Origin of the sequence: Silicimonas algicola (assembly GCF_003148765.1) — a bacterium.
Classification (GTDB): Bacteria; Pseudomonadota; Alphaproteobacteria; order Rhodobacterales; family Rhodobacteraceae; genus Silicimonas; species Silicimonas algicola.
Map to the genome: position 1 here is coordinate 62,510 of NZ_QGGV01000002.1, position 22,508 is coordinate 85,017.

Consider the following 22,508-nt stretch of genomic DNA (forward strand, 5'->3'; position numbering starts at 1 on the left):
CCCGGCAAGACGGCGGTTTTCCCCCGGTTACCGCGACACGGGCGAGCGCTTGGTGAGGCCGAGCGTCTGGCGGACCTCGGTGGGTCCGATGACGCGGGCGCCCATGTTCTCGACGATCGTCACCGCGCGCTCGACCAGTTGCGCGTTGGTCGCCAGGACGCCCTTGTCGAGGAAGAGGTTGTCCTCCAGCCCCACGCGCACGTTGCCGCCCGCCAGCACTGCCGCCGCGACGTAGGGCATCTGGTCCCGGCCCAGGCTGAAGGCCGACCAGGCCCAGTCCTCGGGGATCGCGTTCACCATTGCGAGGAAGGTGTTGAGGTCGCTTGGCGCGCCCCAGGGCACACCCATGCAAAGCTGGACGAGCGCGGGCGAAGCAAGGGTGCCCTCGCGTACCAGTTCCTTGGCGAACCAGAGGTGGCCGGTGTCGAACGCCTCGATCTCGGGCTTGACGCCGAGGTCGGTCATCATCCGTCCCATGGCGCGCAGCATCCCGGGCGTGTTGGTCATCACGTAGTCGGCCTCGGCGAAGTTCATCGTGCCGCAGTCGAGGGTGCAGATCTCGGGCAGGCAGTCTGCGACATGCGCCATGCGGTCGGCGGCCCCGCCCATGTCCGTCGCGGCCTCGTTCAGCGGAAAGGGAGCCTCGGGCGGGCCGAACACCATGTCGCCGCCCATGCCCGCCGTCAGGTTCAGGATCACGTCGACCTCGGCGTCGCGGATGCGGTCCGTCACCTCGCGGTACAACTCGACCCTGCGGGAGGGCCTGCCCGTGTCGGGGTCCCGGACATGGCAGTGGACGATGGCGGCCCCTGCACGCGCCGCGTCGATGGCCGAGGCGGCGATCTGTTCGGGGCTGCGGGGGACGTGCGGGCTACGGTCCTGCGTGCCCCCCGAGCCGGTCACGGCGCAGGTGATGAAGACCTTGCGGTTCATGGTCAGCGGCATGTCATCGTCCTTTCCAGACGGGGTCGCGTTTCTCGGCAAAGGCGCGGGCGCCTTCCTTCTGGTCGTCCGAACGGTACAGCCTCTCGACCGTGGCGAACTGGCTCTTGGTAATCCGGTTCATGGCGTCCTGGAACGTCATCGCCTCGGCCTCGCGCACGATCTCCTTGATCGCGGCCTGGACGAGGGGCGGGCCGGCTGCAAGCTGGTCGGCCAGCGCGCGGGCCTCGGCCATCAGGTCGGCGGCGGGAAGGATGCGGTTGACAAGCCCCCACCGCGCCGCCTCCTCGGCGTCGAGCCAGCGGCCGGTCAGCAGCATCTCCATCGCGATGTGATAGGGGATGCGCTTCGGCAGCTTGACCGAGGCTGCGTCCGCGACGGTGCCCGAACGGATTTCCGGGAGGGCGAAGGTCGCGTGTTCGGCGGCGAGGATCAGGTCGGCCGACAACGCCAGCTCCAGACCGCCGCCGCAGCAGATGCCGTTCACGGCGGCGATGACGGGCTTGTTGAGGCCGCGCAACTCCTGCAGCCCGCCGAAACCGCCCTTGCCGTAGTCGCCATCGACCGCATCGCCCGAAGCCGCCGCCTTCAGGTCCCAGCCGGGGCAGAAGAACTTCGCGCCCGACCCGGTCAGGATCGCCACGCGCAGGTCGGGGTCGTCGCGGAAGCCGGTGAAGGTATCGCCCATGATCCGGCTCGTGGCGAGGTCGATGGCGTTCGCGGGCGGCCGGTCGAGCGTGACCTCGAGGATAGTGCCCCGGCGTTCGGTCTTGACGGGCGTGTCGGTCATCTCAGTCCTCCGTACGGATCAGGGCGTCCGCCGCGACGGCGCACGAGGGGCCGCAGATCAGCGGGTTGATTTCGACTTCCTGCGGGCGCGCGGCCTCGACGTAGGACTGCACCGCCATGACCGCGTCGAGGACGGCGTCGATGTCGGCAGCGGGACGGCCTCGGAAACCGTGCAGGAGGGGGGCCATGCGCAAGCGGTCGAGCGCCGCGCACACCGACGCGCGGCTTGCGGGGACAAGGAGCGACGTGCGGTCGTCGATCAACTCGGCCAGGGTACCGCCTGCGGCGAGCGTCAGGACGTAGCCATGCGCCGGGTCCGAGACGACGCCGACGAGAAGCTCGGCCACGCCGTCCGTCACCATCCGCTCGACGAGGAAGCCCGAGGCGGGCATGGCGGTCGCGGCATCGAGGACGGCCTTTGCATCCGTCAGGGCAACGGCCACCGCGCCCGCTTCGGTCTTGTGGGCGATGCCGCGTCCCTTCAGCACGACCGGAAAGCCGAGACGTGTGGCGGCTTCGGCGGCGGCCTCCGCTGTGTCGGCCAGGTCGGAGGCGGGCACATGCAGACCGTGTTTCGCAAGGCGCGCCTTCGCCTCGACCTCGTCCAGCACGACGCCCGGCGCGGCAGGCGGCGGCATGAGGAGAGGAACCGCATCGCCGCGCGTCTGGCCGAGCGTTGCGGCGATGGACATGGCGGCGATGGCCTCGTCGAGACCGCAGAAGGGAACGATGCCCGACGCCATGAGCCGGATCGCATAAGCCTCGGGCATCGTCTCCTTCAGCGATGCGACGATGGCCATGGGCTTGCCTGTCGTGGTCTTGGCGCGCGCCACGGCGGCGATTACCGGCTCCCAGGCCGAGGCGTCGCAGCGCTCGAGGCGGGGGAAGTCGAGGACGACCATGCCCATCCCCAGATCGCCCTGCATCATCGCGGTAAAGCAGGCGCTCAGCGCCGCCTCGTCGCCCCAGATGTAGGTGTGATAGTCGAGCGGGTTCGCCAGCGCGACCTTCGGTCCGAGGGCCGTTCTCAGGCCGGCCGCCTGCGTGGCGTCGAGGGGCGGAAACGCGAGGCCTGTGCCTTGGGCCGTGTCCGCAACGAGGCTCGCCTCGCCGCCCGAGCACGACATCGACGCGATGCGGTTCGAGGGCAGGGGCCCCGCGACATGGAGAAGCTTCAGCGTTTCGAGCAGGACGGGCAGGGACCGCGCCCGTCCGAACCCGAGCCGGGCGAGAAGCGCCTCGGCGCCCGCGTCGCTGCCGGCGAGCGAGGCGGTGTGCGAGACGGTCGCGGCCCGCGCCTGGTCAGAGCGCCCGACCTTGAGGACGACGACCGGCTTGCCGAGGTCGCGCGCCTCGCCGGCCAGCGCCTCGACGCCGCGCAGGTCGTCGAAGCCTTCGACATGCAGGCCGAGCGCCGTAACCCGTTCGTCGCGGATCAGGGCGCGGGCGATGGAGGAAACGCCGGTCTGGGCCTGGTTTCCGGCGGTCACGACGTAGGCCAGCGGCAGGCCCCGGTCCTGCATCGTCAGGTTGATGGCGATGTTCGACGACTGGGTGACCAGCGCCACGCCGCTCTCGACGCGCACGCCGCCGTGCTGGTCCGGCCAGAGCGCCGCGCCGTCGAGGTAGTTGAGGAAGCCGTAGCAGTTCGGCCCGAGGATCGTCATGTCGCCGGCCGCCGCGAGGAGTTCGTCCTGCAGCGTGGCTCCGTCTCCGGTCTCGGCCTCCGCCTCGCGGAAGCCCGAGGCGAAGCAGACAGCGCCGCCCGCGCCCAAGGCCGCAAGCGCGCGCACGGCTACGACCGTGTCCTGGCGGTTGATGCCGACAAAGGCGGCGTCGGGGATGCCCGGCAGAAGGTCGATGGCGGGGACGGTTGGCAGCCCGCAGACCTCGGGTTTCGTCGGATGGACGGGCCAGATCTCCCCCGAGAACCCGATCCGGCGGCACTGGTCGATCACGTTCGCACACCATGCCCCGCCGCCGATCACGGCGATGGAGCGTGGGCGCAGAAGGCGGTCGAGACCGGCCATCACGCGCCGAGCGGCCGGAGCAGGTCGCGCGAGATGATGTGGCGCTGGATCTCGGAGGTGCCGTCCCAGATCCGCTCAACGCGGGCGTCGCGCCAGAAGCGTTCCATCGGCAGGTCGTCCATCAGCCCCATGCCGCCGAAGATCTGCAGGCTCGCATCCGTCACCCGCGCCAGCATCTCGGAGGCGTAGAGCTTGGCGCTGGAGATCTCGCGGTTCGAGGGCAGTCCCTCGTCCACGCGCCAGGCAGCCGAAAGGGTCAGCCAGTCGGCGGCGTCGATCTCGGTGACCATGTCGGCGAGCGGGAAGCCCACGCCCTGGAAGCGGCCGATGGGCTGGCCGAACTGATGGCGTTCGGCGGCATACTTCAGCGCCAGGTCGAAGCAGCGCCGCGCACGTCCGACGCAGAAGGCGGCGACGGTCAGGCGCGTGCCGTGCAGCCAGTCGTTCATCACGTCGAAGCCGCCGTCGACCACGCCCAGAACCTGCGCGTCAGGCAGGCGGCAGTCGTCGAAGGTCAGGATCGAATTCGGGTAGCCGCGGTGACTGACGGAGGCATAGCCCGGCCGGATGGCAAAACCGGGCGTGCCTCGGTCGACGAGGAAAGCGGTCAGACGCTTCTTCGGGCCTTTGGCTGTCTCGTCCACGCCTGTCGCGGCAAAGACGGTCACGAAATCAGCGTGTTCCGCACCGGAGATGAAGTGCTTCGTGCCGTTCAGGACCCAGTCGCCACCCTGCCGGACAGCGGTGCATTTCATGCCGCGCACATCCGAGCCCGCATCGGGTTCGGTCATGGCGAGGGCGTCCAGCTTCTCGCCCCTGACAGCGGGCAGGAGGTACTTCTCGCGCTGCGCGCCCTCGCAGGCCATGAGTATGTTCTGCGGACGACCGAAGAAGTGAACGAGCGCCATCGAGCCTCGGCCCAGTTCGCGCTCGACCAGCGTGAAGTCGAGATGCGACAGTCCCGCCCCGCCGACCTCCTCGGGGAAGTTGCAGGCGTAGAATCCGAGCGCGATGCACTTCCGCCTGATCTCGTCGCCAAGCTCCTGCGGGACGTGCCCCAGACGCTCGACCTCGGCCTCATGGGGCTGGATCTCGGTCTCGACGAAGCTGCGGACGGTGGAGACGATCATCTCCTGCTCGCCGGTCAATCCGAAGTGCATGGCGCCCCCTCCGCGGTCTTCGTGATGTGTAGCGCCCGGCGGGTCGGCGCGCGACGGGTTTTCGCGGGTGCGCCTTCAGGCCGTGACGCCCGACGCGACCGCCTCGGCAAAGGCCCGCGTGCCGGAGGTGCCGCCAATGTCGCGGGTGCGCAGGGCCGGAGTCGAAAGCGCGGCCTCGAGGCTCGCGTCGATGGCGCGGGCGGCATCAAGGAGGGCGGCGTCGCCCTCGCGCTGACCCATCCAGGCTAGCAGCATCGCCGCCGAGGCAATGAGGGAGGCGGGGTTCGCCACATCCTTGCCCGCGATATCCGGCGCCGAGCCGTGCTGCGCCTGGGCCATCGCGGCCGTCTCGCCCGCGTTCAGTGACGCGGCGAGGCCGAGGCTGCCCGCCAGTTCCGACGCCAGGTCGGACAGGATGTCGCCGAACATGTTGGTCGTGACGATCACGTCGAAGCGGTCGGGCGCGCGGACGAGGTGGGCGCACATCGCGTCGACAAGTTCCTCGTCGTAGCGCACCTCGGGATGCTCGGCGGCGATCGTGCGGCAGCATTCGAGGAACAGCCCGTCGCTGATCCGCATGACGTTGGCCTTGTGGACGGCGGTGACGTGCTTTCCGCGCGTCTCTGCCAGCGCGAAGGCCTCGCGCGCGATCCGCATCGAGGCGTGGCGCGTGATGCGGCGGAAGGCGAGCGAGACGTCGGCGGTCACCATGATCTCGCGCGGTCCGGTGTGAAGGTTGCGGTCGGCGTAGAAGCCCTCGGTGTTCTCGCGCACGATGACGAGGTCGAGCGGCACGCCTGCGCGCGGCGGGATGCCGGCGCGGCTGCGCGCCGGGCGGATGTTGGCGAAGAGGTCGAGCCGCTTGCGCAGTTCGCCGGACGGGTTCAGCCCGCCTTCGGCGCGCGGCGGATAGGCGTTGTGCGACACCGGGCCGAGGACGATGCCGTCGCAGGCGCATATCGCCTCGAAGGCGCTGTCGGGGAAGGTGCTGCCGGCGGCCTTCAGCGCGGGAAAGCCGACCTCGATGGTGCGGAACGACAGGCCGAGGCCGAAGGTCGTCGAGGCGGTCTCGAGGACGAGACGCGTCGCTTCCGCGATCTCGGGCCCGATGCCGTCACCGGGCAGAAGGGCGATGGGTCTTTCGGGCATGACGTCTCCTCCGTTGTCGCCGGGGTAGCGGGGCGCGGGAGAGGATGCAAATGCAGAACTTCCCGTTGCGGCTGCGACGGGCCTCGGCCACCATGACGCGCAACCTGTCCCACCCGGTGATCCCATGAAATCCATCGTCATCCATGCGCCCAAGGATCTGAGGATCGAGGACCATGAGGTCCCGTCACCCGGACAGGGGCAGGTGCTGGTCCGTGTCGCCACGGGCGGCATCTGCGGCACCGACCTGCACTATTATCATCACGGCGGCTTCGGCGCGGTGCGGCTGAAGGAGCCGATGATCCTCGGGCACGAGGTGTCGGGGCATGTCGAGGCGCTGGGCGAGGGTGTCACCGACCTGGCGACCGGCCAGCTTGTCGCCGTTTCGCCGTCGCGTCCCTGCCGGGCGTGCAAGTTCTGCTTCGAGGGAAAGCCGAACCATTGCCTCAACATGCGGTTCTATGGCTCGGCAATGCCGTTTCCCCATATCCAGGGGGCTTTCAGCGAATGGCTGATCGCCGAGGTGTCGCAATGCGCCGACGCGACCGGGCTGGCGAGCGGCGAAGCGGCGATGGCCGAGCCTCTGGCGGTCTGCCTTCATGCGACGCGGCGGGCGGGCGATCTCTTGGGCAAGCGCGTTCTCGTCACCGGCTGCGGCCCGATCGGGCTTCTGTGCATCCTCGCCGCCCGCCGCGCCGGAGCGGCCGAGATCGTGGCGACGGACCTGACCGACTTCACGCTTGGCATGGCGAAGGCCAATGGCGCCGACCGGGTGGTCAACATGGCGAGCGAGCCGGAGGGCCTGGCTGCCTATTCGGCGGAGAAAGGATATTTCGACGTCCAGATGGAGTGCGCCGGATCTCCCGCCGCCGTCGCGGCGGGCATCGCCGCCCTGCGACCCGGCGCGGTCATCGTCCAGCTCGGTCTCGGCGGCGACATGCAACTCCCGGTCCAGGCGCTGACGCAGAAAGAGCTTCAACTCAGAGGGTCGTTCCGCTTCCACGAGGAGTTCGCCATAGGCGTCGAATTGATGCGGAAGGGCCTGATCGACGTGAAGCCGCTCATCACCCACACGGTGTCGCTGCCCGACGCCGAGGAGGGCTTCCGCCTCGCCACCGACCGCGGCCGGACGATGAAGGCGCAGATTGCGTTCGACCGGTCCTAGAGTCCGCCGCCGGTCGGTCCCGGCGGCGGGGTGATCTGCGGTCAGGCGAACTCGATGCCGTCGTCTTCCATCGGCAGGCGCATCACGCGGCGGCCGATGGCCTGGTAGATCGCGTTGGCGACGGCTGGGCCAGCGGGAGGCAGGCCGGGCTCGCCGATACCCGTGGGCGGCTCGGTCGACGAGACGATGTGGACCTCGATTTTCGGCATGTCGCCGATCCTGAGCGGCGGGTAGTCGGGGAAGTTCGACTGGTCGACCTCGCCGTCGGTGAAGGTGATCTTCTGCCGCATCGCGTGGCTGAGGCCATAGCCGATGGCGCCTTCCACCTGCGCTCGGATGACGTCGGGATTGACCGCCGTGCCGACGTCGACGGCCGCCACGATGCGCTCGAGCTTGATCCTGCCGTCCTGGCTCGACACCTCGGCGACTTCGGCGACGTAGCTGTTGAACGACTGGTGGACGGCGATGCCGCGCCCCCAGCCCTCGGGCAGGTCGCCGCCCCAGCCGGCCTTTTCGGCGGCGAGGTTCAGGACGCCCAGGTGCCGGGGCTTTTCGGCGAGAAGGCCCCGCCGGAACTCGACCGGATCGGCGCCCGCCGCCTCGGCGAGCATGTCCATCGCCACCTCCATCGCATAGGCGGAATGGCTGTGTCCGACGGACCGCCACCAGAGGACGGGAATGGCCGACTCCATGTTGCGGAGGTCGACGCGCAGGCCCGGCAGGGCATAGGCGGTGTCCTTGACGCCCTCGACCGAGAAGTCGTCGACGCCGTCGTGAACCGCCATCGCGGCCATAGGCGTGCCCGAGAAGATCGACTTGTTCGCCAGCGAAGAATGCCAGGCCGTGGCCTTGCCGTTGGCGTCGACTCCGGCGCGGACACGGTGCCAGCACATCGGGCGGTAGTACCCGCCTCGGATGTCATCCTCGCGTGTCCACACGAGCTTCACCGGCTGTCCGGTCCCGAGCGCCATCGCGGCGAAGGTCGCCTCAACCTCGTAGTCCGAGTTGAAGTTGGCGCGACGGCCGAAGGATCCGCCCGCATAGACGGTCTCGATCGAGACGTTCTCGGGTCCGACGCCCGAGACGGCGCCCACGGCCCCCTGGGTGACGGTATGGAATTGCGTGCCGTCCCAGATCTTCACCTTGCCGTCTTTGATCTGCACGACGCAGTTCAACGGCTCCATCGGAGCATGCGCGAGGAAGGGGAAACGGAACTCAGCCTCGATTGTCTTCGCCGCCGCCGCAAGCGCTTCATCCGTGCCGCCGTCGTTCTGGGCGATCATGCCCTCTTCCTCGAGAGCGGCGGCATAGTCCGCCTCCATCGCGTCGGTCGACCGCGTTTCGGCCTCGGTGAAATCCCATTCCGCCTCGACGGCGTCACGGGCCTGCATCGCGTTCCAGGTGTTGTCGGCAAAGACCGCGACGCCCGCAGGCGTTTCCTTGACCGCGACCACGCCCGGCATCGCGGAGGCCGTTGTCGCATCGAAGGACGCGAGCTTGCCGCCGAACTTGGGCGAGCGCAGCAGCACCGCATAGACGACGCCCTCGGGCATCACGTCCATCGCGAAGATCGCCTTGCCGGTGGTCTTGTCGGCGCTGTCCTTGCGGGCAAGTTTATCCCGCCCGATCAGGGTGAAGGCGGAAGGGTCCTTGAGGGTCGGCTCCGCAGGGATGTCGGCGGCGTCGGCCCCGCCGATCAGGTCGTCGAAGGTCGCCGTGTTGCTGCCGCTGGTCACCGTGCCGTTCGCGACGCTGACCGTGGAGGCTTCGACGCCCCACAGGCGCGCGGCGGCGGCCACCATCATCGCGCGGGCGGCGGCGCCGGCCTTGCGGTACTGCTCGTAACTGTTCGCGATGGCGGTCGACCCGCCGGTGCCCTGCACGCCGAAAAGCGTGTTGATGTAGATCTCGGTGTTGGCCGGAGCGAACTCGATGGCGACCTTGTCCCAGTCGGCATCAAGCTCCTCGGCCACGAGCGTGGACAACCCGGTCGAGGTGCCTTGGCCCATTTCGAAGTGCTTGAGGATGACCACGACCGTCCCGTCGGGGTCGATGCGGACGAAGGGGTTCACCACGGTGCCGCCCATGTGGGCCGCGGCCCATGACCCGCGGGCGGTGAGGCCCACGAGGACGCCGGCGCTGCCGGTGGCGAGGAAGCTTCTGCGCGAGAGAGTGACGTTCATGGCTCAGGCCTCCAACCGGCGGGATGCTTCGTGGATCGCGGCGCGGATGCGGACATAGGTCGCGCAGCGGCAGACGTTTCCGTCCATCGCCGTGTCGATGTCGTCGTCCGTGGGTTTGGGCGTCGTGGTCAAGAGGTCGATCGCCTGCATGATCTGGCCCGACTGGCAGTAGCCGCACTGGACGACGTCGAGGTCCTTCCAGGCGCCCTGCACCGCAGTGGCGACCGGACCTGACAGGCCCTCGATGGTGGTCACCTCGGCCCCCTCGACATCGCCGAGAAAGGTCTGGCACGAGCGGACGGCCACTCCGTCGACATGAACGGTGCAGGCGCCGCAGGAGGCGACGCCACAGCCGAACTTGGTGCCGGTCAGCTTGCGAACGTCTCGGATCGCCCACAGCAGGGGCATGTCGGGAGACGCGTCGATGGCGACGGACTCACCGTTCAGGGTAAGGGAAATGCTCAAGGGGTTTACCTCCCGGATGATGGCGGGGTCTGCGCACGTTGGGGGCGCGTCCCGGGGTACCGCCATTCTAGGACGGCTTCATCCGATGGCAATTCGATTGTTGTTCCGTCGCGTAATTGTGTGACTGCGGCCAAGGGCGACGGTGCGAGACCGGATGCGACCCGTGCCGCCCTTGGCAACCTCTCGATCGGATGTAGTTTAAAGGGAACGTTCATCCTTCGCCGCGGGACGCCCGGCCATCTCGACGGGATACTGACCTTGCCAGACGCCGACGTATCCCATCCTCCTGCCGCAGCGGCGTCTGCGCGGCATGTCGTCTGCACGAAGTGCGACGCGCTCTATCGGGCGCGCGATGTCGAGAAGGGCGAGCTGTCGGTCTGTGTCCGCTGCCACACCGTTCTTGCCGCGCCGCGCCGCAAGGCGGGAATGCTCATCATCTCGCTCGCGGTGGCGACGCTGGTCCTGATCGTGGCGGCGGTGTTCTTTCCGTTCCTGACGCTCGAGATCCAGGGCTTTCGCAGCAGCGCCTCGCTTCTCGACATCGCCTTCAGCTTCTCGGACGGCAGCCTGCGCGTGCTCATCCTTCTGATGCTGGCCTTCGTCCTGGCGATCCCGGCGGCGCGTGCAGCACTTCTGACCTATGTCCTCGCACCCCTCGTGTTCGACCGCGCGCCGCGCCCGCTGGCCATCCCGGCGTTCCGGCTGGCGCAGGATCTGAAGCCCTGGTCCATGGCCGAGGTCTTTGCCATCGGTTGCGCCGTCTCGCTGGTGAAGATCACCGACCTCGCGCAGGTCTCGCTGGGCCAGGCGTTCTGGATGTTCACCGCGCTGGTGGCGCTTGTTGTCACCCAGGACAGATTCCTGTGTAGTTGGTCGGTATGGAACGATCTGACCCGAACGCACACCTCGTGACCGCCCGCGCCTCGGGCATGGTCGGCTGTCAGCACTGCGCCGAGGCCTGGCCCATGGGAACCGAGATCTGCGGCCGCTGCGGCTCGCGCCTGTCGTCGCGCGACGAGACAAGTCTTCAGAAGGTCTGGGCGTGGTGGCTTGCCGGGATCATCTGCTACATCCCGGCCAACACCGAGCCGATGCTGATCACCAAGACGCTGTTCCAGAACGAGTCGTCCACCATCGTGGGCGGTGCGATCGAGTTGTTCGAGTACGGAAACCCCGGTATCGCCCTCATCATCCTGATCGCCAGCGTCGGAATTCCCGTGGCCAAGTTCTTCTGCATCGCGTTTCTCGCGCTCTCGGTCCGGCACCGCTCGGCCACTTCGCCGGGCACGCGTCACCGGATCTATGACGTGGTCGAATACATCGGGCGCTGGTCGATGATCGACGTCTTCGTCGTGGCGATCATGTCCTCGCTGGTGCAGTTCAGCGCCGTTGCAACGGTGACGGCCGGACCGGCGAGCCTCGCCTTCGCCCTTTCGGTGATCTGCACGATGCTCTCGGCGCAGAGCTTCGATTCCCGACGGCTCTGGGACAGCATCGACGGATCGGTGCCCGCGCGATGACCGACGGAGCCCCCGACCTGCCCGCGTCCGGACGGCGACGCCCGATCCTGGAGCGGATCTCGATCGTCTGGCTGGTGCCGTTGGCGGCGGTTGCGGTCAGCCTGTGGGTCGCCTGGCAATCCTATGCCACGCGCGGGCCGGTCATCCACATCCTCTTCGAACAGGCCACCGGCATTACCGAGGGCGAGACCGAGCTGCGGTACCGCGACGTGACCGTCGGACGGGTCGAAGACGTGGGCTTTTCGGGCACGCTCGAGAGGGTTCGGGTCAGCGTGCGTCTGGACCAGTCGATCGCCCCCTTCGTCGACGGCGACGCCATCTTCTGGATCATCCAGCCCGAGGTGACGGCTCAGGGCGTGAGCGGGCTGAGCACGGTCCTGTCCGGCGTCTACATCGAGGCGTCCTGGGACACCGAGGCCGACGGCCTGGTCTTCGAGCACCAGGGGCTTTCGAGGCCGCCCCTGTTTCGCGCAGGGCAGGAGGGGCTGACGATCGAGATCTCGGCGGGCGCGGACGTGCAGCTCGTCGAGGGCACGCCGATCCTGCACAAGGGCGTCGAGGTCGGCCGGATCGGCGAACCCGAGCTTGCCGCCGACGGCACCGTCGCGCGGGCCGAGGCGGTGATCCTCTCGCCCTATGACCGGCTCGTGTCGTCGAACACGCGCTTCTGGGACATCTCGGGCTTCAGCTTCTCGCTGGGCGCGACCGGGGCCGAGCTGGACTTCTCGTCGCTGGCCACGCTGATTTCGGGCGGGGTGGCCTTCGACACCGTGGTGTCGGGCGGCACGCCGGTCAGCGACGGCGCAGACTTCACCCTTTTCGCCGACGAGGCGGCCGCGCGGGCGAGCCTGTTCCAGAACGACAGCGGCCCGGTCCTGACCCTGACCGCGATCTTCGACGAGAACTTCAGCGGTCTGACCGTCGGCGCGCCGGTCCTGCTCGACGGCGTGAACATCGGCGAGGTCGTCAACCTGAACGGGATCGTCGACGAGGACCGCTTCGGCGACACCAACGTCCGTCTTTCGACCTCGATGGAACTGCGCACTTCGAAGATGGGTCTGGCCGAGGCAACGTCCGAGGCGGCGCTGGCGTTCCTGAGAGAGCGCGTGGCAGAGGGGCTGCGGGCGCGACTCGTGTCGGCCAGCATTCTGACCGGCGGTCTGAGGGTCGATCTCGTCGACGTGCCGGATGTGCCGCCGGCGACGCTGAACGTCGAGGCCGAACCCTTCCCGGTCATCCCGGTCGCCGAGAGCGACATCTCGGACGTCTCGGCCACCGCCGAGGGCGTGATGGAGCGGATCAACAACCTGCCGATCGAGGAATTGCTCGAGGCCGCGACGGCGTTCCTGACCTCGGCGACCGAGATCGCCGAGAGCGAAGACCTGAAGGCCATCCCGGGCGACGTTCGGGGCCTCGTGGCGGACGTGCGGTCCGTCACCTCCGGCGACGAGATCCAGGCTCTGCCCGCTCAGGCGTCCGCGCTCCTTGCCGACCTCCAGGCCGTGGCCGAGAACCTGCGGTCGATCGCCGAGAGCATCGAGGACGCCGGGACGGTCGAGCGCGTCACCGCAGCCGTCGATGCGGCGGCCGAGGCGGCGGCCGACGTGGGCGACAGCGTCGAAGGTGTGCCGGAACTCGTCGCGCGCCTGACCGCCGTGGCCGAAAAGGCCGAACAGCTTGAACTGCAGCAGCTGGTCGACGAGGTCTCGGGCACCGTCGCATCGGCGCGCGCCATCCTCGACGACGACAGCACCAGGGCGCTGCCCGAGCGCCTCGGCGCGTCTCTGGCCGAGCTCGAGGCGGCGCTGGAGGAGCTTCGGACCGGCGGCGCGGTCAGCAATCTCAACGAGACGCTGGAGTCCGCAAGCTCGGCCAGCAAGGCGGTCGAGGAGGCGGCGGCGGAACTGCCCGGCATCGTCGAACGGATCAACCAGCTTGCCGCGCAGGCTTCGGCGACCCTCGCGGGTTTCGACGAGGACTCGGAGCTGAACCGCAGCGCACGGACCGCGCTTGGCGACCTTCAGGACGCGGCGCGCGCCGTCGAGCGGTTGGCGCGCACCTTGGAACGAAATCCCAACTCGATCATTCTTGGACGGTGAGTGACATGACGATGACCCTGAAATGCCTTGCCGTGACCGCCGCTCTCGCCCTCGCCGGTTGCGGCGACGACGGGGGACCGGTGCGCTATTCGGCGTCCGAGCCGGTCCAGACCTCCCGGGTGTCGATCCCGATGGCGTCGGTGTCGCTGCGCGAGGTCTCGCTGCCGGCCTACGCCTCGGAGGAGGGGATCGCCGTGTCGAACGGGGCGGGCGCGATCACCACGGGGCCGAACAGCATCTGGGCCGACGATCCCACCCGCGCGGTGACGCTGCGCCTGACGAACGCGCTGGCGGACCTGACCGGACGGCTGGTCGCCTCCGAGCCCTGGCCGTTCCGGGACGAGCCCGAGACGATGGTCGAGGTGCGGGTCGAGGAATTCGTGGCCGAAGCCGGAGGCCAGTTCGTGGCGCAGGGGCGCTACTACGTCGCGCACAACGACGAGGCGCGCACGGAGAAGGCCCTGTCCTTTCGCATCACCGAGCCTTTCGACCCCGCCGGTGGGTTCATAGCCATCGCGGCAGCACGGACGCGCGTCATCTCGGCTCTGGCCCGCGACATCGCGGTCCGCGGTCTGAGTTAGCGCGCGGCACTTTTCCGGACCCAGCCGACGGGTCAGGCGAGACGTGAATCGTCTGGTCCGGATACGTCAATACAGACCTGCCATACTCTCGGTCTCGCTCCGTTCGGACCTGACGTGAGGACATCCGGACGATTGCGCCTTCTCAATCTCTCCATTTGGAATACCGTGCGGGGAGACCTTGCGAGTCCAATAATGGGAGTTCACGACATGATTGCGACATTCTCGACCCGGCGTCTGGCCCTGGCGGCCCTGATGGCATGCAGCGCCCCCGTGGCGTTGTTTGCCGAGACGCCTGCCGACACGCTGGTGGTTGCCGACGCCATCGACGACATCGTTTCCATCGACCCTCACGAAGCCTTCGAGTTTTCGGGCGTCGACCTGAACAACAACCTCTACGACACGCTGATCGAGCTCGATCCGACCAAGGAGGGCGAGCTCATCCCGGGACTGGCCGAGAGCTGGTCGGTCGACGACGACGGCGTGACCTATCGCCTCAAGATCAAGCCCGGCATCACCTTCTCCTCCGGCAACCCTGTCACGGCCGAGGCCGCGGCAGACTCGCTGCGCCGGGTCGTCAAGCTGAACAAGACGCCGGCGTTCATCCTGACCCAGTTCGGCTTCACGCCCGAGAACGTGGACAGCATGATCACCGCCGAAGGCGACACCGTGGTCATGAAGACGGACAAGGTCTATGCGCCCACCTTCGTCTACAACTGCCTGACGGCGGGCGTGGCCAACATCGTCGACGTGAATACGGTCATGGAGCATGAGGCCAACGGCGACTAGGGCAACGAATGGCTCAAGTCCAACTCGGCCGGAACCGGCGCCTACGTCCTGCGGTCCTACAAGCCCAATGAAGGCTATGTCCTCGAGGCCCGGGAGGGACATTGGCGCGGCGATGCCAACTTGAAGAACGTCTTCATGCGCCACATCCCCGAACCCGCCACGCAGCGCCTGCTTCTGGAGAACGGCGACATCGACGTCGCGCGCACCCTGACCCCGACCGACGTCGCAGGTCTGGAAGGCAACCCGGACGTCAAGATCCAGGAAGACGTGGGCGGGCAGATTTATTACCTCGCCATGAACCAGAAGAAAGAGGAGCTGGCCAATCCCGATGTGCTGGACGCGATTCGCTGGGCGATCGACTATCAGGGCATGACGGACACGATCCTGAAGGGGCAGTGGGGCGTCCACCAGGCGTTCCTGCCTGAAGGCTTCCTCGGCGCACTGGACGAAACGCCCTACAGCCTCGACGTCGAGAAGGCCAAGGAGCTTCTCGCCTCGTCGGGCGTCACGCTGCCGCTCGAGCTTTCGCTGACCGTGCGCAACGACCAGGAGCGGATGGACATCGCCCAGTCGATCCAGAACACCTTGGGCCAGGCTGGGATCAACGTCACGCTGGACGTCGGTGACGGCGCTACCGTTCTCGGGAAATACCGCGCCCGGCAGCACGAGATGACGATCCAGACCTGGGGGCCGGACTATCCCGACCCGCACACGAACGCATCGACCTTCGCGATGAACCCGGACAACTCGGACGAGGCCAACGCCACCGGCTACCTCGCCTGGCGGACCGCCTGGGATCCGGCCGAGCTTGGCCCGATGACCGAAGCGGCCGTGGCCGAGAAGGACGGTGAAAAGCGCAAGGCCATGTACGAGGACATCCAGCGCCAGCACCGCGACGACTCGGCCTTCGTGCTGATGTTCCAGCAGCAGAGCCAGACGGGCCTCCGCTCGAACGTCGAGAACTTCTACACCGGCGGCGCGACCGACTCGGTCGTGTACTGGTTGGTGACGAAGTAAGGGCCTGCCGCCGCGCCCGACCCTGGGGCGCGGCGGCATTCCGTATCCGGAATGGCCTCCCTTACCGAGACGTCGCCCCCCTCGCGCCTTCTCTCCGTTCTGCGCCAGATCGCGGGCGGACTTGTCACGCTTGCGATCACCCTTCTGGGTCTTCTCGTCGTGACCTTCTTCATCGGCCGCGTGGTGCCGATCGACCCGGTGCTTTCCATCGTCGGCGAGCGGGCCACCGCCGCGCAGTACGAGGCCGCGCGGCTGGCGCTGGGCCTCGACGAGCCTTTGTGGCGGCAATTCCTGATCTATGTCGGCGATGCGATCCAGGGCGACCTCGGCGTGTCGATCCGCACCCGCGCCCCGATCGCCGAGGAAATCGCGCGCTATTTTCCCGCGACGCTGGAGCTTGCGACCCTCGGAACCCTGATCGGCGTGCTGGTTGGTGTGCCCGCCGGCGTCCTTGCCGCGACGCGGCCCGGCAGCATCGCGGACCAGGTGGTGCGCCTCGTCGGACTCATGGGATACTCGATGCCGGTGTTCTGGCTGGGGCTGATCGGCCTTCTGGTGTTCTACGGCCATCTCGGATGGGTGGGCGGGCCGGGACGGCTCGACCCGGTCTACGACATGATGATGCAGTTCACGCTGACGCAGTACACCGGCGCGGTCCTCATCGACACGGCGCTGAACGGGGCCTGGGACGCCTTCGCCAACGCGGTATCGCACATCATTCTTCCTGCGGGGATCCTCGGCTACATCTCGATGGCCTACATCAGCCGGATGACCCGCAGCTTCATGATGAACGAGCTGGGTCAGGAGTACATCACCACAGCCCGCATCAAGGGGATGCCCGAGCGGCGCGTGATCTGGGTTCATGCCATGCGCAACGTCCTTGTGCCGCTGATCACGGTCATCGCGCTCTCCTATGCCTATCTCCTGGAAGGCGCGGTGCTGACCGAGACGATCTTCGCCTGGCCCGGCCTCGGCAGCTATATCACCGACGCGCTCTTCACCGCCGACATGCCCGCCGTCCTCGGCGGCACCGTCGTGGTCGGCGCGGTCTTCGTGACGCTCAACATGCTGTCGGACATCCTTTACCGCGTCGTCGACCCGCGGGCGCGCCGATGACGACGCTGACCGCCTGGCTGACCGATCCCAACCCGAAATCCCGTCGGCAGGCGCGGCTGGGGCAGGCCTGGCTCGCCTGGCTTCGCCTGCGCCGCAACCCGCCGGCGGTGTCGGGGGCGCTGATCGTGCTGGTTCTTCTGGCTTTGGCGGCCTTCGCGCCGCTCTTCGCCACACACGACCCCTTCGTTCAGAACCTGTCGCAGCGGCTTCTGCCGCCCGGCACTCCGGGCCACTGGCTCGGCACCGACGACTTCGGGCGCGACATCTGGAGCCGCATCGTCTATGGCGCGCGCATCACGCTTTACATCGTGACGCTGGTCGTCGTGACGGCCCCCGTCCTCGGCCTGCTGATCGGGACCATCGCGGGCTACTTCGGCGGCTGGGTGGACCTGGTGCTGATGCGCCTCACCGACATCTTCCTCGCCTTTCCCCGTCTGATCCTGGCCCTTGCCCTCGTCGCCGTGCTGGGGCCGGGGATCATCAATGCCGTCCTCGCCATCGCGCTGACGGCCTGGCCGCCCTATGCCCGCGTCGCGCGGGCCGAGACGCTGACGGTGCGCACGTCGGACTACATCGCCGCCGTCCGTCTGCAGGGGGCCGGGGCAGGGCGCATCATCTGGGGCCATGTCGTGCCGATGTGCCTTCCGTCCGTCATCATCCGCGTCACGCTCGACATGGCCGGCGTCATCCTGATCGCGGCGGGGCTTGGGTTCCTGGGCCTCGGAGTCCAGCCGCCCCTGCCGGAGTGGGGGCTGATGATCGCGTCCGGACGGAAATTCCTGTTCGAGCAATGGTGGGTGGCAACCATGCCGGGCCTCGCCATCTTCACGGTCTCGCTGGGGTTCAACCTTCTGGGCGACGGCCTGCGCGACGTGCTCGACCCGCGGAGCGAGTCGCGATGAGCCTGCTTGCGGTCGAAAACCTCCGCGTCACCTTCATGACCGAGACCGGCCCGGTCGAAGCCGTGCGCGGCGCGAGCTTCAGCCTCGGGCGCGAGCGCCTTGGGATCGTTGGCGAAAGCGGCTCTGGCAAGACCATGACCGGGCGCGCCGTGCTGCGGCTGATCCGTCCGCCGGGGCGGATCGAGGCGGACCGGATGGAGTTCGACGGCATCGACCTGATCCGCGCCAGCGAACGAAAGATGCGTGCGCTTCGCGGTCCGCGCATCGCGATGGTGATGCAGGATCCGAAGTACTCGCTGAACCCCGTGATGAAAGTCGGCGCCCAGATGACCGAAGGTTTGCGGCGCCGCGACCGTCTCGGTCGGGCCGAGGCGCGCACCAAGGCGGTGGCCGCACTCGAGGCGGTGCAGATCCGCGACCCCGACCGCGTGATGGAGGCCTATCCGCACGAGTTGTCGGGCGGCATGGGCCAACGGGTGATGATCGCGATGATGCTGATCCCCGGCCCCGACCTTCTGATCGCGGACGAACCGACCAGCGCGCTCGACGTGACCGTCCAGGCCGAGGTGCTGTCGATCCTCGACGACCTCGTGCGCCAGCGCGGCATGGGCCTGATCTTCATCAGCCACGACCTGCGCCTCGTCGCCCGTTTCTGCGACAGGGTGCTGGTCATGTACCGCGGCCGGATCGTCGAGGAACTGGCCGCGAAGGACCTGTTGGCGGCGAAGCATCCCTACACGAAAGGCCTTCTGAACTGCCTTCCGCGCATCGGCGGTCCGCGCGGACTTCTCCCCGGCCTCGACCGCAGCGGGGAGTGGGCCCGTGCCTGAGTTTCTCGAGATCGACGACCTGTCTGTGACCTTCACCGGGCAGGGCCGCGAGGTTCAGGCCGTGCGGAACGTCAGCCTGAAGGTGCGGGAGCGGGAAAGCTATGGCCTCGTCGGCGAAAGCGGCTCGGGCAAGTCCACGATCCTGCGCGCGATCTGCGGCCTTGCTCCCATGTCGGGTGGTGCGATCCGGATCGGCGGCGTGCCCGTCCCGACGCCGCGCGGCAGGGCGTTCTCGGCCCAGGTCCAGATGGTCTTCCAGGATCCCTACGCCAGCCTGCATCCCCGGCACACCATTGACCGGACATTGTCCGAGCCGCTCGCGATCCACGGCCTCCGGGGCTCGGACGACCGGGTCATCCGCGCGCTGAAGGACGTGGGCCTGCCCGCGAATTTCCGCTTCCGCTATCCGCACCAGTTGTCGGGCGGGCAGCGCCAGCGCGTCGCCATCGCCCGCGCGCTGATGCTGAAGCCGAAGATCATGCTGCTGGACGAGCCGACGAGCGCGCTGGACGCGAGCGTGCAGGCCGAAGTGCTGAACCTGCTGACGAGCCTGCGCGACGAACATGGGCTGACCTTCCTCATGGTCAGCCACGACCTCGCCGTCATCGACCACATGTGCGACCGGATCCTCGTCATGCAGAACGGTGCCGCTGTCGAAGAGCTGTCGCGCGAGGATCTTGCCGCCGCACGGATGAAGACGGAGTATGCGCGCAGCCTTTTCGAGGCGTCAGCCGACCGCTTCATGGAGCAGGGACTGCAAGGATGATCCCCGTTTTCGACGGCCACAACGACCTGCTTCTGCGCCTCCTACAGGCGCCCGAGAACCGCGAGGCGATCTGGCTGACCGGCGAGGGTACGGGCCACCTCGACCTGCCGCGGATGCGCGCGGGCGGTTTCGCCGGCGGATTCTTCGCCATCTACCTTCCGTCACCGGTGGCCCATGACGATCCGGGATACCAGGCGGCTATGGAGAACCCGCCCTATGCCCTGCCGCTGCCGAAGCTGATGACGGCGGAGGAGGCGCTCGCCCCCGCCTTCGCGGCCGCGCGGCTGATGCTGTGGATGGAGCGGTCGTCGGAGGGCGCCTTCCGCATCTGCCGCGACGCCGCCCAGATCCGCGCCGCGATGGCCGAGGGCGTGATCGCCGGGATCATGCACATGGAAGGCGCCGAGGCGATCGACGAGGACCTCGATAACCTCCATGCCTTCCACGCCATGGGCCTGCGGTCCCTGGGTCCGGTCTGGAGCCGGCCCACCATCTTCGGCCACGGCGTTCCCTTCGCCTTTCCCGTCTCGCCGGACACCGGGCCAGGCCTGACCGAGGCGGGCAAGCGGCTCGTGCGTGAATGCAACCGGCTGAAGATCATGATCGACCTCAGCCACCTGAACGAGGCTGGTTTTAACGACGTGGCCCGGCTGTCCGATGCCCCGTTGGTGGCCACACACTCCAACGCCCACGCCCTGTGTCAATCGTCGCGCAACCTGACCGACCGGCAGCTCGACGCGATCCGCGACAGCGGCGGCATGGTCGGACTGAACTATGCCGTGGGCTTTCTCAACGAGGATGGACGGAAGGATGCGACCCGCGGCTGGACGGCCTGCCTGCGCCACCTCGATCACCTGATCGACCGGCTGGGCGAGGATCACGTCGGGCTGGGCTCGGACTTCGACGGTGCGGAGATTCCGGAGGTCATGGGCGACGTCGCCGGGCTGCAGGGGCTGGTCGAAGCGATGCGCGCGCATGGCTACGGCGACGCGCTGGTCCGCAAACTGTGCCACGAGAACTGGCTGACGCTGCTGGATCTTACCTTCGGCGCAAGCTCGCAGGGCAACTGAATCTCGGCCTCGACAGAGTTTCGATGCCCGTCCCCGATGCGGGGCTTGGGCATACCAATTAGGCGCGAGGCCCAATGGGCGCGGCGCCGAAGCGGCTTTCGTATCCTCCGCAGTTCAATTTTTCACCAGGGGTGCTTTGTTCGCAGGCGCAGGCACTGCAATGCCCCATCCGCCGGCGCTTCCGCATTGCCGTCCATTGCGGTCATCGAGCGGTGGTGGATCGTCTGGAGCATTGTCCGGTCTTCGGCAGACGCCTTGCCCATGCCTTCGAAAAGGTCTGTCGCCGCTTCATCGGCAACTCGCCCTCTTCCCAAATCTCGTGGGAAGATCGCTTGGCCGACCCCGCATAAAGCGGGATCGGCTTCAGGTCAGCGCCGGCTTTGGCGGATCTTTTGAAACCGCGGCAATTCCCCGGCCATGATGCAGCCGTAGGGTTCGATCTGATCGACGATGTCGGCCAGTCCGAAGGTCTCGATCTGTGCCGTAACCGCCGTCGCGGGCTTGTAGCTCGAAGGCAGCTCTGACGCATCGACCTTGCCGGCGTGGAAACGTACGTCGATGCCCTGGGTTTCCTCGACCAGCGCCTGTTCCGGGGTCTTCGTTCCCAGCCGCCGCATGTGTTCCGTTCGCGACCAGTTTCGTCCTGCCCCGTGCGGGCTGAAGCCCCAGGCGTGGGTTGCGTCCGTACCGCGCACGATCAGGACCGGCGACGCCATGTTGAGCGGGATGATCGTTCGTCCGGCAGCATCGGCGTCGGCTGCGAAGTCTCCCCAAGCTGGCGTCGCGCCCTTGCCGTGAAGGTAGATGTCGCCCCGCCGGAAGACGAAGTTGTGCTCGTTCCAGAACCGATCGGATGCACTTGCGCGCGCCTTTTCCAGGGTCGCCTGGTGGATCGAGTTGTGGTTCGTCTTCGTCCATTTCCTGATGAGTTGCAAAGCCTCCCAGTAGGCCTGGCCGTCCTCGCAGTCCGCCGGGATCCAGGCGTTCTGTTTGAGTGTCTCAGGCGAGTGACGCTTGCGGTAGCCTTCGACGACTTCGATGCCCGCTTTGTAGAGCTTGGCCCCCGGACCCCGCGATCCGTGATGAGTGATGAGAGCGGTGCGTCCAGTAGCGCGCGAGCGTCCGACAAACAGGAAATGGTTCCCGTCTCCCTGTGTGCCCATATGCTCCTGTGCCGACTGGATCGTCTTTGCACTCTTCAGGAACGGATTCGCGCGGAAGGCGTCCAGGAGGTCGAGCGAGACGGTGAAGCGGTTTCCCTGCGGACGCCCGCCCGGGCCGAAATGGGTCACGGAAGCCGCTGCTTCGAGAACGGCCGCCGGATCGGCGCCGCCTAGGTCACTCATCATCAGCGAACAGCAGATGTCGGCAGAGTGCATGCCGGGGTGTATCGCATTCCTGGCCGCCACGACGCCGCCGACCGGAATGGTTCCGACCGGGCCGGCAGGACAGGCGTCCGGCATGATCGCGCCTCCGATGACAGTCGGTGTCCGCATAACGACGCGCATCGTCTCGCGCACCTTCTCAAGGTTAGTCGCTTCATCCGCATCCGCGGGCGTGAGGTTTTCGTGAAACGTCACCGCTCCCGCGGCGTGCAGTGCATACTGTTTGGGCGGCGGGGGAAGCTGCATCGCGAGCGCATGGCGGATGGCGTCGCGGCTTTCACCTGAAGCCAGCATCTCGTTGGCCTTGTCGAGGAGATCTGGAAACCTCGGACCGGGAGCGTGCCCCCAGTTCTTGAGGTCCGTGCCGGTCACAGGCGAAATCGTCATGTCGTCCATCATCGTGTCCTTCAGTCAATGCCCCCTCGCGGGGTGACGATACGGTGCGGCGAACCGGGAATGGGCCCGGTCCGCCGCGGTCTTCGGATGCGGATTCATCCGTCGTCTCTTCTCTCTTCTCTGGTGTCTTCTGTGTGTCAGGGATCGGCGGACCCGCCGA

19 protein-coding genes and 1 pseudogene are annotated in these 22,508 nt (G+C 67.7%); 11 read left to right on the top strand and 9 right to left on the bottom strand.

Features of this window, described 5'->3' with window-relative positions; genetic code table 11:
* Positions 1-27: 27 nt before the first annotated feature.
* From bcoG to C8D95_RS04775, 5 genes are all read right to left on the bottom strand, one after another.
* Entirely contained in the window at positions 28-945 is a 918-nt protein-coding gene (gene bcoG / locus C8D95_RS04755) for a 3-dehydrocarnitine:acetyl-CoA trimethylamine transferase BcoG (RefSeq protein ID WP_109758033.1), read from the bottom strand.
* Position 946: 1 nt separating this feature from the next.
* Entirely contained in the window at positions 947-1,732 is a 786-nt protein-coding gene (locus C8D95_RS04760) for a carnitinyl-CoA dehydratase (protein ID WP_109758034.1), read from the bottom strand.
* A 1-nt stretch (position 1,733) separates the two neighbouring features.
* The gene (locus C8D95_RS04765) at positions 1,734-3,761 is read right to left on the bottom strand and encodes an acetate--CoA ligase family protein (protein ID WP_206508313.1); all 2,028 of its coding nucleotides are present in this window, start codon (positions 3,759-3,761) and stop codon (positions 1,734-1,736) included.
* Positions 3,761-4,921: an acyl-CoA dehydrogenase family protein gene (locus C8D95_RS04770; protein ID WP_109758036.1), complete on the bottom strand. Its 1,161-nt coding sequence runs from the start codon at positions 4,919-4,921 to the stop codon at positions 3,761-3,763. Before C8D95_RS04770 ends, C8D95_RS04765 begins: the two co-directional genes overlap by 1 nt.
* Positions 4,922-4,996: 75 nt before the next feature.
* Positions 4,997-6,070 (bottom strand): isocitrate/isopropylmalate dehydrogenase family protein, encoded by a 1,074-nt coding sequence (locus C8D95_RS04775; RefSeq protein ID WP_109758037.1) that lies wholly within the window; start codon positions 6,068-6,070, stop codon positions 4,997-4,999.
* A 124-nt stretch (positions 6,071-6,194) separates the two neighbouring features.
* Here C8D95_RS04775 and C8D95_RS04780 point away from each other — a divergent pair, with 124 nt between their 5' ends.
* On the top strand, positions 6,195-7,232 hold the full coding sequence (locus tag C8D95_RS04780; protein ID WP_109758038.1) for an L-idonate 5-dehydrogenase: 1,038 nt from the start codon (positions 6,195-6,197) through the stop codon (positions 7,230-7,232).
* A 41-nt stretch (positions 7,233-7,273) separates the two neighbouring features.
* Here the strand turns inward: C8D95_RS04780 and C8D95_RS04785 are convergent, their stop codons facing one another.
* The gene (locus C8D95_RS04785) at positions 7,274-9,415 is read right to left on the bottom strand and encodes a xanthine dehydrogenase family protein molybdopterin-binding subunit (protein WP_109758039.1); all 2,142 of its coding nucleotides are present in this window, start codon (positions 9,413-9,415) and stop codon (positions 7,274-7,276) included.
* Between the two features lie 3 nt (positions 9,416-9,418).
* Positions 9,419-9,880 (bottom strand): (2Fe-2S)-binding protein, encoded by a 462-nt coding sequence (locus C8D95_RS04790; protein WP_277601022.1) that lies wholly within the window; start codon positions 9,878-9,880, stop codon positions 9,419-9,421.
* A 120-nt stretch (positions 9,881-10,000) separates the two neighbouring features.
* Here C8D95_RS04790 and C8D95_RS04795 point away from each other — a divergent pair, with 120 nt between their 5' ends.
* The 10 genes and pseudogenes from C8D95_RS04795 to C8D95_RS04840 all read left to right on the top strand — a co-directional run bounded on the left by C8D95_RS04795 (position 10,001) and on the right by C8D95_RS04840 (position 20,567).
* Positions 10,001-10,792 carry a paraquat-inducible protein A gene (locus C8D95_RS04795; RefSeq protein WP_338143033.1) on the top strand — a complete coding sequence of 264 codons (792 nt, stop codon included), beginning with the start codon at positions 10,001-10,003 and terminating at the stop codon, positions 10,790-10,792.
* Complete coding sequence (locus tag C8D95_RS04800) at positions 10,759-11,400, top strand: paraquat-inducible protein A (protein WP_109758042.1); 642 nt, start codon at positions 10,759-10,761, stop codon at positions 11,398-11,400. The genes C8D95_RS04795 and C8D95_RS04800 overlap by 34 nt, the downstream gene beginning before the upstream one ends.
* Entirely contained in the window at positions 11,397-13,499 is a 2,103-nt protein-coding gene (locus C8D95_RS04805; RefSeq protein WP_241239674.1) for an MlaD family protein, read from the top strand. Before C8D95_RS04800 ends, C8D95_RS04805 begins: the two co-directional genes overlap by 4 nt.
* A gap of 5 nt (positions 13,500-13,504) precedes the next feature.
* A complete protein-coding gene (locus C8D95_RS04810) occupies positions 13,505-14,080 on the top strand; it encodes a PqiC family protein (protein WP_109758043.1) in 576 nt (191 codons plus the stop codon).
* A gap of 252 nt (positions 14,081-14,332) precedes the next feature.
* A pseudogene (locus C8D95_RS04815) lies at positions 14,333-15,883 on the top strand (ABC transporter substrate-binding protein).
* Positions 15,884-15,934: 51 nt separating this feature from the next.
* Positions 15,935-16,999 (top strand): ABC transporter permease, encoded by a 1,065-nt coding sequence (locus C8D95_RS04820; protein WP_109758044.1) that lies wholly within the window; start codon positions 15,935-15,937, stop codon positions 16,997-16,999.
* Positions 16,996-17,901: an ABC transporter permease gene (locus C8D95_RS04825; RefSeq protein ID WP_109758045.1), complete on the top strand. Its 906-nt coding sequence runs from the start codon at positions 16,996-16,998 to the stop codon at positions 17,899-17,901. The genes C8D95_RS04820 and C8D95_RS04825 overlap by 4 nt, the downstream gene beginning before the upstream one ends.
* On the top strand, positions 17,898-18,731 hold the full coding sequence (locus tag C8D95_RS04830; RefSeq protein WP_109758046.1) for an ABC transporter ATP-binding protein: 834 nt from the start codon (positions 17,898-17,900) through the stop codon (positions 18,729-18,731). Before C8D95_RS04825 ends, C8D95_RS04830 begins: the two co-directional genes overlap by 4 nt.
* Positions 18,724-19,497, top strand: coding sequence for an ABC transporter ATP-binding protein (locus C8D95_RS04835; RefSeq protein ID WP_109758047.1), 774 nt, complete (start codon positions 18,724-18,726; stop codon positions 19,495-19,497). The genes C8D95_RS04830 and C8D95_RS04835 overlap by 8 nt, the downstream gene beginning before the upstream one ends.
* A complete protein-coding gene (locus C8D95_RS04840; RefSeq protein ID WP_109758048.1) occupies positions 19,494-20,567 on the top strand; it encodes a dipeptidase in 1,074 nt (357 codons plus the stop codon). The genes C8D95_RS04835 and C8D95_RS04840 overlap by 4 nt, the downstream gene beginning before the upstream one ends.
* 122 nt (positions 20,568-20,689) lie before the next feature.
* Here C8D95_RS04840 and C8D95_RS22235 read toward each other — a convergent pair whose 3' ends face one another.
* Positions 20,690-20,830, bottom strand: coding sequence for a hypothetical protein (locus tag C8D95_RS22235; RefSeq protein WP_211312604.1), 141 nt, complete (start codon positions 20,828-20,830; stop codon positions 20,690-20,692).
* 105 nt (positions 20,831-20,935) lie between these two features.
* Positions 20,936-22,339 (bottom strand): RtcB family protein, encoded by a 1,404-nt coding sequence (locus C8D95_RS04845; RefSeq protein WP_249033308.1) that lies wholly within the window; start codon positions 22,337-22,339, stop codon positions 20,936-20,938.
* Positions 22,340-22,508: the final 169 nt, after the last annotated feature.